Here is a 14,084-nt window from a genome sequence, read left to right on the forward strand (position 1 = left end):
TTTGAAAGCAGATGAGTATTAGATTATGAAGCAGAGCTGGAAGACGCTGAGATTTTAGGAAAGTTTTGGAATAAGGAAGGTTACTATATTATAGTTTATAACAATGCTAAAAAAGCCCCTGAACTGTTCAAGGTAGAGTTCTCTGAGTGGAAGCGTATGCATATAGGGGAGACATATTAGACAGCGTTAGGGGGATACACTTACTTTTAAGTATCAAAAAAATGAGCACTTCCGTAATTGGAAATGCTTGTTTTTTGATATGTTTAGACTCTTATACTCAATGAAAANNTACATATATCTACGGCAAGTCGACGTTGACGTGGTTTGAAGAGATTTTCGAAGAGTATTAGTCTTTATTTTCGTATGGCAAGATCAAGTTCAAGATGATTCCTGTCATGGCTGAAAGAGCAGTACCTGAAAGTGTAACTGGACCAAGTTTAAGGACAGCTCCTCCAAGTCCAAGAACCAACATAGCACTTGCGATGATGAGGTTTCGCATTTGAGCGAAATCAACACGTTCTTTAATCAAGACTTTCAAACCATTGCTGGCGATAACCCCATAGAGAAGGATTGACATACCACCAAGTACAGCGTTTGGAATAGTTGAAATCAAGGCAGTGAATTTACCAAGGAAGCTGAGGGCAATCGCGATGAAGGCAGCGTTACGGATAACTGAGACAGAAGCGATACGAGTCATACCGATAACCCCTGTATTTTCTCCGTAAGTTGTATTGGCTGGTCCACCAAGGAAGGCAGAAACAGAAGTTGCGATACCGTCACCAAGAAGAGTACGGTGGAGACCTGGTTCTTTTAAGAATTGACGGTCACAGATTTGACCCAAAACAGTATGGTCTCCGATATGTTCAGAAATTGTTACGATAGCGATTGGCAAGATAGCGATGGCTTCTGGACCAAAGTAAAGATTGTATTCTTTAAAGGCACCACCTGTGTTAAATGGCAAGTAGAAACCAGGAATTTCAAACCAGTTAGCTTTAAGAACTGGTGTAAAGTCAACCAAGCCAAGAGTTAGTGCGAAGAGGTAACCACCGATAATGGCAAAGAGAAATGGAATGATTCGTAGGAATCCTTTTCCCTTTGTATTGATAAAGGCAGCAATCAAGAAAGTAACAACTGCTACAAGAGCATTTTTCCAATTCCCATCAGCTACAAGACCAGCGTTGGTAACAGCTGAACCTGCAAGTCCAAGACCGATAACGATGATCATAGGTCCGATGATGATTGGTGGCAAGAGTTTATCAATCCATTTTGTTCCTACAAATCGGATGCTGGTAGCAACAAGGACATAGACCAAACCAGTCAAGATAACCCCTGTTTGAGCAGCAGATACATCCCCACCCATTTCTTTCATAGCCAGTGACATAGCTGTGATAAAAGCAAATGAAGAACCTAGATAAACTGGAACTTTAAAACCAGTTGAAATCATGTAGATGAGTGTTCCAACACCTGAAGCAAAAAGGGCAACAGATACAGGCATTCCCAAAATCAAGGGTACCAAGATGGTCGCACCAAACATGGCGAAAACGTGTTGGAAGCTAAGGAGAATTCCTTTTCCAGCCGAAGGACGTTGGTCAACGTCTAGTAACAAATCAACAGTTGATTCTTGTTTCATATAAACCTCACTTTTGGGCATCAAAAAAGAGCCCATTATTTTACAGCAATAGGCCCTCAGAGTAAGACTTCTCTAAAATCTAAACTTTAAAGAGTTTCAAGTATTTCTGTGTCTTCGTCACCTCACGGGATGACATTAAAAACCTTTGCTTAGGATAGTATAGCAGAAAAAAATGATTTTGTAAATCATTTTTTCCCGAGCCTAAAAATAAGAGAGCGAGGTTGATTTTGTAAATCATTTTTTCCCGAGCCTAAAAATAAAAGAGCGAGGTTGATTTTGTAAATATTTTTTTACTAAAAAGATTAAAGTGGGCGTTTATTTGGCATACCAGCCTTACGTGGATATTTATTTGGCGTTTCTTTTTTCTTTTCTACAACTGTCATATAACGCGGATCTCCATTTGGTAGGGCGTAGCTGAGATTGTCTTCGACTTTACTGAAGAGGAGGTTGAGGGCATTCTTAGCTTCTAATAATTCCTCAGGGGCATTGCTGGCCTTGAGTGCCAATAGTTTTCCGCCAACTTTAAGGTAAGGAATTGTCAATTCAGATAAAACCTGCATGCGGGCAACCGCACGAGCTGTTACAAAATCATATTGAGCACGGAAGTTCTTGTCTTGGGCAAAATCTTCGGCACGTCCGTGGTAGAAATGAACTCCGTTCAAATCCAATTCTTGAGCCAAAAGTTGCAGGAAGTTGATACGTTTATTGAGCGAATCAATGATGGTCACATCTAACTGAGGATAGAGGATTTTCATCGGCAGACTAGGAAATCCTGCCCCAGCTCCAATATCAAGCAATTTGATAGTTTCATTGGGAATCAAGCCTTGAAGAATGGGTGCAATCGAATCGTAAAAATGTTTGAGATAAACTTCTTCCTTGTCCGTAATAGCTGTTAAATTAATCTTTTCATTCCACTCAACCAAGAGTTCAAAATAACGATCAAATTGTTTTTTTTGCTGGTCCGAAAGTGGAAGATTTTGCTCGGCAAGCAAGTTGTAAAATGTTTCTGGTTTCATAGTTATTTCCTTCTTTAGTATCATCTTATTTTACCACAATCATTAAAAATTTGATATACTGGTACTAATCTAAAAGCAGAAAGGACTTATATCATGACTTGGATTATTCTTGGAGTTTTAGCTCTTATTGTTATTTTTGTGATTGTTAGCTATAACGGTTTGGTTAAAAATCGTATGCAAACAAAGGAGGCTTGGAGCCAGATTGATGTTCAGTTGAAACGTCGAAATGACCTCTTGCCAAACTTGATTGAAACTGTAAAAGGTTATGCTAAATATGAAGGTTCTACCCTTGAAAAGGTAGCAGAACTACGTAACCAAGTGGCAGCAGCGACTTCACCAGCAGAAGCTATGAAAGCTAGTGATGCCCTCACTCGTCAGGTTTCAGGTATTTTTGCAGTTGCAGAAAGCTATCCAGATTTGAAAGCTAGTGCCAACTTTGTTAAATTGCAAGAGGAGTTGACAAACACAGAAAATAAAATTTCTTACTCTCGTCAACTTTATAACAGTGTTGTCAGCAACTACAATGTAAAATTAGAAACTTTCCCAAGCAATATTATCGCTGGAATGTTTGGATTTAAAGAAGCAGATTTCCTTCAAACACCAGAAGAGGAAAAGGTAGTTCCTAAAGTTGATTTTAGCGGTTTAGGTGACTAAGATGTTGTTTGATCAAATTGCAAGCAATAAACGAAAAACGTGGATTTTGTTGCTGGTATTTTTCCTACTCTTAGCTCTTGTTGGTTATGCGGTTGGTTACCTCTTTATGCGGTCTGGGATTGGTGGTTTGGTTATCGCACTGATTATCGGCTTTATCTATGCCTTGTCCATGATTTTTCAATCAACAGAGATTGTCATGTCCATGAACGGGGCGCGTGAGATTGATGAACAAACGGCACCAGATTTCTACCACGTAGTGGAAGATATGGCTATGGTCGCTCAGATTCCTATGCCCCGTGTTTTCATCATTGATGATCCAGCCTTAAATGCCTTTGCGACAGGTTCTAACCCTCAAAATGCGGCGGTTGCTGCGACTTCAGGTCTACTAGCTATCATGAATCGTGAAGAACTAGAAGCTGTTATGGGACATGAAGTCAGTCATATTCGTAATTATGATATCCGTATTTCGACTATTGCAGTTGCCCTTGCTAGTGCTATCACCATGCTTTCTGGTATGGCAGGTCGTATGATGTGGTGGGGTGGAGCAGGTCGCAGACGAAGTGATGATGACCGAGATGGAAATGGTCTTGAAATCATTATGCTAGTGGTTTCCCTACTAGCTATTGTACTGGCACCTCTCGCTGCAACCTTGGTTCAGCTCGCTATTTCTCGTCAGAGGGAATTTCTGGCAGATGCATCTAGTGTCGAGCTGACTCGCAATCCCCAGGGAATGATTAATGCCCTAGATAAGTTGGACAATAGCAAACCTATGAGTCGCCACGTCGATGATGCTAGCAGTGCACTTTATATCAATGATCCTAAGAAAGGGGGAGGGTTCAAAAAACTCTTTTATACCCACCCACCTATCTCAGAACGGATTGAACGTTTAAAACATATGTAAAATGAAGGCTGGAAAAAGTCTTTAAAATCTGAAAAACGCATAATATCAGGTGTGAAAACTTGATATTATGCGTTTTATTATGGGAAGATTTACTTCTTTTTCTCCTAAAATTGTGTTTTTGCCCCACATATTTGCGATGTTGAAAATTTATAAATCTTGAAAATTAACTACCTCCAAACCGTGTTCTGTTAAGCGATAGATGATTGAACAGATCTCTTTTAAGAAACAACGGTCATGCGAAACAGTGATGAGACCACCAGGATAAGTGGCAAAGAGTTTTCTAATTTCGGGTTGAGAAGTTGGAGAAAAGTTTCGTGTGGGTTCATCTAGCAGGAGAAAGTTTGGTTTGCGCAAGACTAAATCCAAAAGCAGGAGTTTTCCTTGTTGTCCGCCAGATAAGAAGCGAATTTGATGCTGCATTTCTGGATAACTGAAATTGAGACTGGCTAAGTGAGATTGGATTTTTTGTAGTTCCTCTTTTTCCCCAGTTTTACTTAGATAGGCTATTGGTGATAAATCCAATTGCAGTTTTTGCTGGTAATCTTGTGGCATATAACCAAGCGAAATCTCTCTTTTAGCATTAAAAAGTTGCTGTAACTTGGCTAATAGGGTCGATTTTCCAATACCATTTGGCCCTATAATACCGATTTTTTCTTGGCCACGGACAGTTAATTGTAGTTCTTGCACCAAAATTCGCTCGCCAATGGATAAATTTTCTTTTTCCAGTTGGATTAAGACTTTAGAAGTAGGTAATGGCTGTATATCTGAGAAGAAAAGTCTGATTTCTTCCTCTTCAAGTGGCTTTTGGGTCATGGCCTGAGCTGCTCTTTCGTAGCGTTTTTCTTGTGAGAGGACAGTTTTCATCTTTTTAGCCAATAGGCGACCGGCAGTACTGTCTTTGGTAGCTCGAAGAGCAGTTTCTACATTTTGTTTAACTCGTTGATGTTTTTCCATGGTTTTATCGTAGGCTCTTTGGTCGTTGGCTGCTTGCTGGGTTTGTCTGGCAAAATTAGCCTTTCTCTGCTCACTATAACTATCATAGTCTAAATGCTCTACTAGTGTTTCTGCTTCTTTACGGTGCTTGACCAGTCGCAAGTGAACAATAGTGTCTGCCGTTTCAGAAAGAAAGTCCTCATCATGGGAAATGAAAATAACGGTTTGCCGAATCTTGCGCATTTGACCTTTTAGCCAATCAACCGTCTCAAGATCCAAGTCATTTGAAGGTTCATCTAAAAATAGAATCTCAAAAGGTTTGGCTAACTCATGGATGAGCTGAATTTTCAAAGCTTCACCCCCTGATAGACTACCAATCTCTTGGTCGCTTGCGAAACGATTGCTATCAAAATGCAATTCCTCAGCTAAACGATAGAGGACACTGTAATCTAAATCAATAGTATCTAAAAAGAAGTAGTCGTGTAGAGTTCTATTTTTCAGGTCCTCAGGAAGTTTTTGAGGAATGTAGGCTATTGATTGATAATCAGATTGAATGTCTCCCCCGATAGTGAAATCAGGCAAAGTTTCCCCCATTAAAATTTTAAGTAAGGTGGATTTGCCATTTCCTTCTTCACCAATAATAGCGACCTTTTCCCTGTCTTGGATGGTCATGCTGAGGTCAGAGACAAGGTCTCGTAAATCTTTGTTTTGTGTGATGGTCAGGTGATTGATTTTTATCATATGATTGCCCTTTCTAGAATGTTGATACTACATAACAAAAAGCTCTACTTTACCTAGTAGAGCCCAAAGTCTATGTCAAAAAAACTCTATTAATACTCTTCGAAAATCTCTTCAAACCACGTCAGCGTCGCCTTACCGTANNTTCCTAGTTTGCTCTTTGATTTTCATTGAGTATAAAATGCCAGAAAAAGAGCATAAAAGAGTACACAAAAAGAGACAAAAACAAGATCTACTAAATAAAGGTTTTTTATTTGATAGGCTTAGTTGTTCATGTCTCCCTTACCTCCGAGTATTGGTATCTTTATACTATACTTTTAAGGAAATTTTGTCAACAGAAAACTGGAAATTCCAAGCTCTAAAATACGAGTGATAAGCATTAGTACCGAGTTCTTTGTCTTCCATAGGGGCATCCTCCTTGCTCTGATGTAGTATAGCACTAAAAAACAAAATATCATAGTGGACATATTAAAAACTTGAATGTTAATTACAAAGTTTGGTGGGTTGATTTGTAGGCTTTTCATGGTATAATCAAGAGAGTAAATCTTTATGGAGGAAGTATGAAATTAAATATTCAAGAGATACGCAAGCAGTCTGAAGGCTTGCATTTTGAACAAACGTTAGACCTAGTCGCAGACCTGCGTGCACGTAATCAAGAAATTTTAGATGTAAAAAATATCCTTGCAGTTGGGAAAGTACAGTACGAAAACCGTATGTATTTCTTAGATTATCAACTATCTTATACCATTGTTCTTGCTTCAAGTCGTAGTATGGAGCCAGTTGAGTTAGTTGAATCTTATCCAGTAACGGAAGTTTTCATGGAAGGTGCAACTAACCAACTAGATCAGGAAGTTTTAGACGATGACTTGGTCCTGCCTATCGAAAATGGAGAACTTGACCTTGCTGAGAGCGTGTCAGACAATATCCTACTAAACATTCCTATCAAGGTCTTGACGGCTGAAGAAGAAGCTGGCCAAGGATTTGTTTCAGGAAATGACTGGCAAATCATGACAGAAGAAGAATACCAAGCTCAACAAGCAGTTAAGAAAGAAGAAAACAGTCCTTTTGCTGGTTTACAAGGACTATTTGATGGAGACGAATAATGGTTTTGTCAAAAAAACGAGCACGAAAGGTGCTAGAAGAAATCATTGCTCTTTTTCCAGATGCCAAGCCCAGTCTTGATTTCACTAATCATTTTGAACTCTTGGTTGCGGTCATGTTGTCAGCCCAGACGACGGATGCAGCGGTAAATAAGGCTACGCCAGGCCTCTTTGCTGCCTTTCCAACGCCACAAGCCATGTCTGTTGCAACAGAGAGTGAGATTGCTTCACACATTTCTCGACTGGGACTGTATCGAAATAAGGCTAAATTCCTTAAAAAATGTGCCCAACAGTTACTAGACGATTTTGATGGTCAAGTCCCTCAAACACGTGAGGAATTGGAGAGTTTGGCAGGTGTTGGTCGCAAGACAGCCAATGTTGTTATGAGTGTAGGATTTGGGATTCCAGCCTTTGCAGTGGATACTCATGTGGAGCGTATTTGCAAACACCACGATATCGTCAAAAAATCAGCGACACCACTTGAGGTGGAAAAGCGGGTCATGGATATCTTGCCGCCTGAGCAGTGGTTAGCAGCTCATCAGGCCATGATTTATTTTGGAAGAGCCATTTGTCATCCTAAAAATCCAGAGTGTGACCAGTACCCACAGTTATATGATTTTAGCAATTTGTAAGATGGAAAATCGAAAGTTTTTGCTTGATTTTAAGCTTACTTTGTGCTATAGTAATTGATAACTAAATATTCCTTTAAACTTGTCCCGTGAGGCAGGCAAGGAGCGCGATAAAGTAGAAGGGTGAAGTCTATACTGTGTGCAGTAGGGCTTGCTTAGCTATACACTTCAAGTCTCCTTGTTTAAGGAGACTTTTCTTTTTGGAGGTTTGTCATGAAGACAAAAGAAGTTGTAGACGAATTGACCGTCAAACGAGCGATTACGCGTATTACTTATGAGATTATTGAACGCAACAAAGATTTGAATAAAATCGTCTTGGCTGGTATTAAAACTCGCGGTGTCTTTATCGCCCATCGTATCCAAGAACGTTTGGAGCAACTAGAAAACCTTTCAGTTCCGGTTGTGGAATTGGATACTAAACCCTTCCGTGATGATGTTAAAAGTGGAGAAGATACTTCTTTGGTTTCTGTCGATGTGACAGACCGCGAAGTTATCTTGGTGGACGATGTGCTTTATACAGGTCGTACCATCCGTGCTGCTATTGATAATATTGTAGGTCATGGTCGTCCTGCGCGCGTAAGTTTAGCAGTTCTAGTCGATCGTGGACATAGAGAATTGCCAATCCGTCCAGATTACGTTGGGAAGAATATCCCAACCAGTCGTTCTGAAGAAATCATCGTAGAGATGGCAGAACTTGATGGTCAAGACAGAGTTCTGATTACTGAAGAAGCTTAGAAAGCTAAAGGAGTGGCCATGTCAGAAAATCAACAAGCATTGAACCATGTGGTGTCCATGGAAGACCTCACTGTCGATCAAGTGATGAAATTGGTCAAACGAGGGATTGAGTTTAAAAACGGAGCTCAGCTTCCTTATGAAAACCACCCGATTGTTTCCAATCTTTTCTTTGAGGATTCTACACGGACGCATAAGTCCTTTGAAGTGGCAGAGATTAAACTGGGGCTGGAACGACTTGACTTTGATGTGAAGACTAGTTCAGTCAATAAGGGTGAGACACTTTATGATACCATTTTGACTCTGTCTGCTTTAGGAGTGGATGTCTGTGTGATTCGCCACCCTGAGGTTGACTACTACAGAGAGTTAATTGCTAGTCCCACGATTACGACTTCCATCATCAATGGTGGAGATGGTTCGGGACAACATCCTAGCCAGAGCTTGCTTGATTTGATGACTATTTATGAGGAATTTGGCCACTTTGAGGGTCTCAAGGTTGCGATTGCAGGTGACTTGGACCATTCACGCGTTGCCAAATCCAATATGCAGATTTTGAAACGCTTGGGAGCTGAACTTTATTTTGCTGGACCTGAGGAATGGAGAAGTCAAGAGTTTGCAGACTATGGACAGTTTGTAACCATTGATGAAATCATTGATCAGGTGGATGTCATGATGTTTCTCCGTGTGCAACATGAACGCCATGATAGCGGAGCAGTCTTTTCAAAAGAAGACTACCATGCCCAACATGGCTTGACTCAAGAACGTTATGACCGTTTGAAAGAAACAGCAATCCTCATGCACCCAGCTCCAGTCAACCGTGATGTAGAAATCGCAGACCACTTGGTTGAAGCACCAAAATCACGGATTGTCCAACAAATGACCAATGGTGTCTTTGTTCGAATGGCAATCTTAGAAGCCGTACTGGCGAGTAGAAACGCCAACTAAAACACAAGACGTTAAAAGACGCCAGTGAGCGTCCACGAGAGGTGAAAATATGACAAAAAGACTTCTAGTATTAGAAGATGGTACAGTTTTTGAAGGCAAGGCCTTCGGAGCAGATATTGATGTAACTGGTGAAATTGTCTTTAATACAGGCATGACCGGCTACCAAGAATCCATTACAGACCAGTCTTATAATGGACAAATCTTGACCTTTACTTATCCTTTGGTGGGAAATTATGGAATTAACCGTGATGATTACGAATCCATTATTCCAACTTGTAAGGGAGTTGTTGTTTTCGAAGAAGCACGTAGAGCTAGTAACTGGCGCAACCAAATGACCTTGGATGAATTTTTGAAAGCCAAGAAAATTCCGGGTATTTCAGGGATTGATACACGTGCTCTTACCAAGATTATCCGTAAGCATGGTACGATGCGTGCAACCTTGACCCATGTTGGGGACAGTATGGACCATGTGACGGACCAGCTCCAAGCAACAGTCTTGCCGACAGACAATATCAAGCAGGTTTCTACTAAAACTTCGTATCCAGCTCCAGGAGTTGGTTTGAGCGTAGTGCTAGTGGACTTTGGTCTCAAGCACTCAATCTTACGTGAACTCTCTAAGCGCAACTGTAACGTGACAGTCGTTCCTTATTCAACAACGGCTGAAGAAATTCTCCATCTCAACCCTGACGGAGTTATGTTGTCAAATGGACCGGGAAATCCAGAAGATGTTCCCCAAGCACTGGATATGATTCGTGGTGTACAAGGAAAAATTCCAATTTTTGGTATTTGTATGGGGCATCAACTCTTTGCAATGGCAAACGGGGCTAAGACTTACAAGATGAAATTTGGACACCGTGGATTCAACCATGCGGTACGCGAAATTGCTACAGGACGTGTGGATTTTACAAGTCAAAACCATGGTTATGCAGTTAGCCGTGAGGATTTGCCAGAGCATTTGATTATCACCCATGAAGAAATCAATGACAAGTCAGTTGAAGGTGTGCGTCACAGATACCAACCTGCTTTCTCTGTTCAATACCATCCAGATGCAGCCCCTGGTCCACACGACGCTAGCTACCTATTTGACGAGTTTATCGAGATGATGGAAGCTTTTAAACAATCAAACTAAGAATGAGTAAAAGCTCGTCGGAGAATTTATGTAACTGAACACGGACGGAAAGCTCGGAATTTAGAGAAACCAACTTGGATTGTCAATCCTTCCTTGGTTTCCTAAAATTCAATCGCTTTCTATTCGTCCTTTGTATCTTATTTAATGGAAATCTGAGAGTTGCCGAATAGAAAGGCAGGTCGTTTCTTTTAGTCGCTATCAGGCGAACTAAAAACTCCCTGCACTAGATTTTTTACCGAAAAATATCGTTTCGCTAAAAAATCGTCGGAGAATTTATTTAATGTCGCTCAGTGAGGCGACGAATAGAAAGGAGAAGGGTGGTCCGTATTTGCTGAACTGAATACGGGCTACGGACGGTGCTAAAAAGATAGTTATTCCTAGAACTGACAGTTCTTCGTCATAACTCCTATTTTAGCTTTGTCCGCTTGACGCCCTTAATATCTTATATATGCCTAAACGTACTGATATTCAAAAAATTATGGTGATTGGTTCTGGTCCGATTATTATTGGTCAGGCTGCTGAGTTTGACTACGCTGGGACCCAGGCTTGCTTGTCTTTGAAAGAGGAAGGTTATGAGGTGGTTTTGGTTAATTCAAACCCTGCAACCATCATGACGGACAAGGAGATTGCGGACAAGGTTTATATTGAACCGATTACACTTGAGTTTGTGACACGTATTCTTCGTAAGGAGCGTCCAGATGCCTTGCTACCGACACTCGGTGGTCAAACAGGGCTTAATATGGCCATGGAATTGTCTAAAAATGGTATCCTAGATGAGCTTGGTGTTGAACTTCTGGGTACTAAACTATCTGCCATTGATCAAGCGGAGGACCGTGACCTCTTTAAACAATTGATGGAAGAGCTCAACCAACCAATTCCAGAATCTGAAATTGTCAACACAGTCGAAGAAGCTGTTGCCTTTGCAGCGACAATTGGTTACCCAGTTATCGTTCGTCCAGCCTTTACCCTTGGTGGTACTGGTGGTGGTATGTGTGCCAACGAGGAAGAATTGCGTGAAATCGCTGAAAATGGTTTGAAATTATCACCTGTGACCCAATGTTTGATTGAGCGTTCGATTGCAGGTTTCAAGGAAATCGAATACGAAGTGATGCGTGACTCAGCTGACAATGCTTTGGTTGTTTGTAACATGGAAAACTTTGACCCAGTCGGAATTCACACAGGAGATTCCATTGTATTTGCTCCTGCGCAAACCATGGCAGACTATGAAAACCAAATGCTACGTGACGCGAGCTTGAGCATCATTCGTGCCCTTAAGATTGAAGGGGGATGTAACGTTCAGCTGGCCCTTGATCCACACAGTTTCAAGTATTATGTCATCGAAGTAAACCCTCGTGTGTCGCGTTCTTCAGCCCTAGCATCTAAGGCGACAGGGTATCCGATTGCAAAATTGGCTGCTAAGATTGCAGTAGGTTTGACCTTGGATGAGGTCATCAACCCAGTTACAGGTTCAACCTATGCCATGTTTGAACCAGCCCTTGACTACGTGGTTGCCAAGATTCCTCGTTTCCCATTTGACAAGTTTGAAAAGGGTGAACGCCGTCTCGGTACACAAATGAAGGCGACTGGAGAAGTCATGGCAATCGGTCGTAATATCGAGGAATCTCTTCTCAAGGCCTGCCGCTCCCTTGAAATTGGGGTGCACCACAATGAAATACCTGAACTTGCAGCAGTTTCTGATGATGCCTTGATTGAAAAGGTTGTCAAAGCCCAAGATGACCGTCTCTTCTACGTATCAGAAGCAATTCGTCGTGGCTACACACCTGAAGAAATTGCAGAGCTTACAAAAATCGATATTTTTTATCTGGATAAACTCCTACATATCTTTGAAATTGAGCAGGAATTGGGTGCTCATCCACAAGATCTAGAAGTCTTGAAAACAGCTAAACTTAATGGCTTCTCAGACCGTAAGATTGCGGAACTTTGGAAAACAACTGCTGATCAACTTCGTCAACTTCGCTTGGAAAACAAGATTGTTCCAGTTTATAAGATGGTCGATACCTGTGCTGCGGAGTTTGATTCTGAAACACCATATTTCTATTCAACCTATGGATGGGAAAATGAGTCTATCAGATCTGATAAAGAATCTGTACTTGTCCTAGGTTCAGGTCCAATCCGTATCGGTCAAGGGGTCGAATTTGACTATGCAACGGTTCACTCAGTTAAGGCTATCCAGGCAGCTGGTTATGAAGCTATCATCATGAACTCAAATCCAGAGACTGTTTCAACAGACTTCTCGGTATCAGACAAGCTTTACTTTGAGCCATTGACATTCGAAGATGTTATGAATGTCATCGACTTGGAGCAACCAAAAGGGGTTATCGTTCAGTTCGGTGGTCAAACAGCTATCAACCTTGCGGAGCCATTGGCAAAAGCAGGTGTGACCATCCTTGGTACACAGGTCGCTGACCTAGACCGTGCTGAAGACCGTGACCTCTTCGAGCAAGCTCTCAAAGAATTGGACATTCCACAGCCACCAGGACAAACGGCTACCAATGAAGAAGAAGCAGTTCTTGCAGCACGTAAGATTGGTTTCCCAGTCCTTGTTCGCCCATCTTATGTACTTGGTGGACGCGCCATGGAAATCGTAGAAAATGAAGAAGATCTTCGTTCTTACATGCGTACAGCGGTTAAGGCTAGTCCAGACCACCCAGTTCTTGTCGATTCTTATATCGTTGGTCAGGAGTGCGAAGTTGATGCCATCTCAGATGGTGAAAATGTCCTTATCCCAGGTATCATGGAGCATATCGAACGTGCTGGTGTCCACTCAGGTGACTCAATGGCTGTTTACCCTCCGCAAACCTTGTCTCAAAAGGTGCAGGAAACCATCGCAGACTACACCAAACGCCTAGCAATCGGCCTCAACTGTCTTGGAATGATGAACATTCAGTTTGTTATCAAGGATGAAAAAGTCTACGTTATTGAGGTCAATCCACGTGCCAGCCGTACCGTTCCATTCCTTTCTAAGGTAACTAATATTCCTATGGCTCAAGTAGCGACCAAGCTCATTCTTGGTCAAAACCTTGAAGAACTTGGCTACCAAGATGGACTTTACCCTGAAAGCACTCGCGTTCATATCAAGGCACCTGTCTTCTCCTTTACCAAACTAGCTAAGGTAGACAGCTTACTTGGTCCTGAAATGAAGTCAACAGGGGAAGTTATGGGTTCTGATACTACTTTGGAAAAAGCTCTCTATAAAGCTTTTGAAGCTTCTTACCTCCACTTGCCAACCTTTGGAAATGTTGTATTTACCATCGCTGATGATGCCAAAGAAGAAGCCTTGGACTTGGCTCGTCGTTTTCAAAATATTGGCTATGGAATCCTCGCGACAGAAGGGACAGCAGCCTTCTTTGCCAGTCATGGATTACATGCTCAGCCTGTTGGTAAGATTGGTGATGACGATAAGGATATTCCAAACTTTGTTCGTAAAGGAAGAATTCAAGCTATCATTAACACAGTAGGAACAAAACGAACTGCTGACGAAGATGGTGAGCAAATTCGTCGTTCAGCCATTGAACACGGGGTGCCCCTCTTCACAGCGCTAGATACAGCTAATGCCATGCTCAAAGTATTGGAAAGCCGTAGTTTTGTCACAGAAGCAATTTAAATAGAAAAAAGAGAAGGTGTAACAATCTTCTCTTTTTTGTTATATTTTTTCT

Annotated in this window: 11 protein-coding genes; 8 read left to right on the forward strand and 3 right to left on the reverse strand. The window is 41.5% G+C overall.

The features are described 5' to 3' along the window. Window positions 1-346 precede the first annotated feature (346 nt). Together HT691_RS07780 and rsmG are read right to left on the reverse strand one after the other, a co-directional pair. Window positions 347-1,630, reverse strand: a complete 1,284-nt coding sequence (locus tag HT691_RS07780) for a solute carrier family 23 protein (protein ID WP_050208611.1) — start codon at window positions 1,628-1,630, stop codon at window positions 347-349. Window positions 1,631-1,932: 302 nt separating this feature from the next. Beyond that, complete coding sequence (gene rsmG, locus HT691_RS07785; protein WP_023936541.1) at window positions 1,933-2,646, reverse strand: 16S rRNA (guanine(527)-N(7))-methyltransferase RsmG; 714 nt, start codon at window positions 2,644-2,646, stop codon at window positions 1,933-1,935. 93 nt (window positions 2,647-2,739) lie between these two features. Between rsmG and HT691_RS07790 the strand changes: the two genes are divergently transcribed. Both HT691_RS07790 and htpX read left to right on the forward strand, forming a co-directional pair. Next, window positions 2,740-3,300: a LemA family protein gene (locus tag HT691_RS07790; protein ID WP_023936539.1), complete on the forward strand. Its 561-nt coding sequence runs from the start codon at window positions 2,740-2,742 to the stop codon at window positions 3,298-3,300. A 1-nt stretch (window position 3,301) separates the two neighbouring features. After that, a complete protein-coding gene (gene htpX / locus HT691_RS07795; protein WP_023934415.1) occupies window positions 3,302-4,201 on the forward strand; it encodes a zinc metalloprotease HtpX in 900 nt (299 codons plus the stop codon). Window positions 4,202-4,348: 147 nt separating this feature from the next. Here the strand turns inward: htpX and HT691_RS07800 are convergent, their stop codons facing one another. Further along, entirely contained in the window at window positions 4,349-5,875 is a 1,527-nt protein-coding gene (locus HT691_RS07800) for an ATP-binding cassette domain-containing protein (protein WP_023934417.1), read from the reverse strand. 557 nt (window positions 5,876-6,432) lie between these two features. Between HT691_RS07800 and HT691_RS07805 the strand changes: the two genes are divergently transcribed. The 6 genes from HT691_RS07805 (at window position 6,433) to carB (ending at window position 14,032) form a co-directional block, all read left to right on the forward strand. Further along, entirely contained in the window at window positions 6,433-6,975 is a 543-nt protein-coding gene (locus tag HT691_RS07805; protein WP_023936535.1) for a DUF177 domain-containing protein, read from the forward strand. Further along, entirely contained in the window at window positions 6,975-7,604 is a 630-nt protein-coding gene (gene nth / locus HT691_RS07810; RefSeq protein ID WP_000244443.1) for an endonuclease III, read from the forward strand. Before HT691_RS07805 ends, nth begins: the two co-directional genes overlap by 1 nt. 210 nt (window positions 7,605-7,814) lie before the next feature. Next, on the forward strand, window positions 7,815-8,336 hold the full coding sequence (gene pyrR / locus HT691_RS07815) for a bifunctional pyr operon transcriptional regulator/uracil phosphoribosyltransferase PyrR (RefSeq protein ID WP_000850023.1): 522 nt from the start codon (window positions 7,815-7,817) through the stop codon (window positions 8,334-8,336). Between the two features lie 18 nt (window positions 8,337-8,354). After that, a complete protein-coding gene (locus tag HT691_RS07820) occupies window positions 8,355-9,278 on the forward strand; it encodes an aspartate carbamoyltransferase catalytic subunit (protein WP_172925322.1) in 924 nt (307 codons plus the stop codon). A 49-nt stretch (window positions 9,279-9,327) separates the two neighbouring features. After that, complete coding sequence (locus tag HT691_RS07825) at window positions 9,328-10,407, forward strand: carbamoyl phosphate synthase small subunit (protein ID WP_000166853.1); 1,080 nt, start codon at window positions 9,328-9,330, stop codon at window positions 10,405-10,407. A 448-nt stretch (window positions 10,408-10,855) separates the two neighbouring features. Beyond that, entirely contained in the window at window positions 10,856-14,032 is a 3,177-nt protein-coding gene (gene carB / locus HT691_RS07830) for a carbamoyl-phosphate synthase large subunit (protein ID WP_023936531.1), read from the forward strand. Window positions 14,033-14,084: the final 52 nt, after the last annotated feature.

Origin of the sequence: Streptococcus sp. 477 (assembly GCF_013277295.1) — a bacterium.
GTDB lineage: Bacteria > Bacillota > Bacilli > Lactobacillales > Streptococcaceae > Streptococcus > Streptococcus pseudopneumoniae.

Excerpts from the sequence above, each read along its gene's own strand:
- HT691_RS07780 (WP_050208611.1), bottom strand. The coding sequence starts at position 1,630 with ATGAAACAAGAATCAACTGTTGATTTGTTACTAGACGTTGACCAACGT.
- htpX (WP_023934415.1), top strand. The coding sequence starts at position 3,302 with ATGTTGTTTGATCAAATTGCAAGCAATAAACGAAAAACGTGGATTTTG.
- HT691_RS07825 (WP_000166853.1), top strand. The coding sequence starts at position 9,328 with ATGACAAAAAGACTTCTAGTATTAGAAGATGGTACAGTTTTTGAAGGC.
- nth (WP_000244443.1), top strand. The coding sequence starts at position 6,975 with ATGGTTTTGTCAAAAAAACGAGCACGAAAGGTGCTAGAAGAAATCATT.
- pyrR (WP_000850023.1), top strand. The coding sequence starts at position 7,815 with ATGAAGACAAAAGAAGTTGTAGACGAATTGACCGTCAAACGAGCGATT.
- HT691_RS07820 (WP_172925322.1), top strand. The coding sequence starts at position 8,355 with ATGTCAGAAAATCAACAAGCATTGAACCATGTGGTGTCCATGGAAGAC.
- carB (WP_023936531.1), top strand. The coding sequence starts at position 10,856 with ATGCCTAAACGTACTGATATTCAAAAAATTATGGTGATTGGTTCTGGT.
- HT691_RS07790 (WP_023936539.1), top strand. The coding sequence starts at position 2,740 with ATGACTTGGATTATTCTTGGAGTTTTAGCTCTTATTGTTATTTTTGTG.
- HT691_RS07805 (WP_023936535.1), top strand. The coding sequence starts at position 6,433 with ATGAAATTAAATATTCAAGAGATACGCAAGCAGTCTGAAGGCTTGCAT.
- rsmG (WP_023936541.1), bottom strand. The coding sequence starts at position 2,646 with ATGAAACCAGAAACATTTTACAACTTGCTTGCCGAGCAAAATCTTCCA.
- HT691_RS07800 (WP_023934417.1), bottom strand. The coding sequence starts at position 5,875 with ATGATAAAAATCAATCACCTGACCATCACACAAAACAAAGATTTACGA.